General features: G+C 39.7%; 2 protein-coding genes. Both read right to left on the reverse strand.

All coding sequences use genetic code 11. The features are described from left to right. Positions 1-24 precede the first annotated feature (24 nt). Complete coding sequence (locus tag ACYVM0_RS20765) at positions 25-294, reverse strand: GIY-YIG nuclease family protein (RefSeq protein ID WP_460560279.1); 270 nt, start codon at positions 292-294, stop codon at positions 25-27. A 78-nt stretch (positions 295-372) separates the two neighbouring features. Further along, the gene (locus tag ACYVM0_RS20770) at positions 373-624 is read right to left on the reverse strand and encodes a GIY-YIG nuclease family protein (RefSeq protein ID WP_460562312.1); all 252 of its coding nucleotides are present in this window, start codon (positions 622-624) and stop codon (positions 373-375) included. Positions 625-753: the final 129 nt, after the last annotated feature.

The following is a 753-nucleotide window of genomic DNA, read 5'->3' on the forward strand; positions in this document are numbered from 1 at the left end:
AAGCTTTCGGGACATGCAAGCGCCCTAGCCAACTGAACTGATCAACCATTCAATATATTTCCTGCTCTTTTTACCTTTGATCTCTAACTCCCTGGAATGCGCCTTTTCCCGGCTATCAAAATCCTGGCTGTATTTTAAAATCCAGTCATTGGCTTTTGATGTAAAAGAAGATTCACCGTTATTATGCTGATGTAAACGAATTAAAATATTCTCTGTATAGCCAACGTAATATTTATCCAGCTTTGCAGAGTAAATAATATAAACAGAAAAGAACATAAAAAAAGAAAGGCTCACTTATGTGAACCTTTGTGGAGAGTATCGGGGTCGAACCGACGACCTCTTTCCCGAAAGCTTTCGGGACATGCAAGCGCCCTAGCCAACTGAACTGATCAACCATTCAATATATTTCCTGCTCTTTTTACCTTTGATCTCTAACTCCCTGGAATGCGCCTTTTCCCGGCTATCAAAATCCTGGGTGTATTTTAAAATCCAGTCATTGGCTTTTGATGTAAAAGAAGATTCGCCGTTATTATGCTGATGTAAACGATTCAAAATATTCTCTGTATAACCAACATAATATTTATCCAGCTTTGCAGAGTAAATAATATAGACAGAAAAGGACATAAAAAAAGAAAGGCTCACTTATGTGAACCTTTGTGGAGAGTATCGGGGTCGAACCGACGACCTCTTTCCCGAAGGCTTTCGGGACATGCAAGCGCCCTAGCCAACTGAACTGATCAACCATTCAATATA

It is taken from the genome of Ferruginibacter profundus (assembly GCF_054783275.1).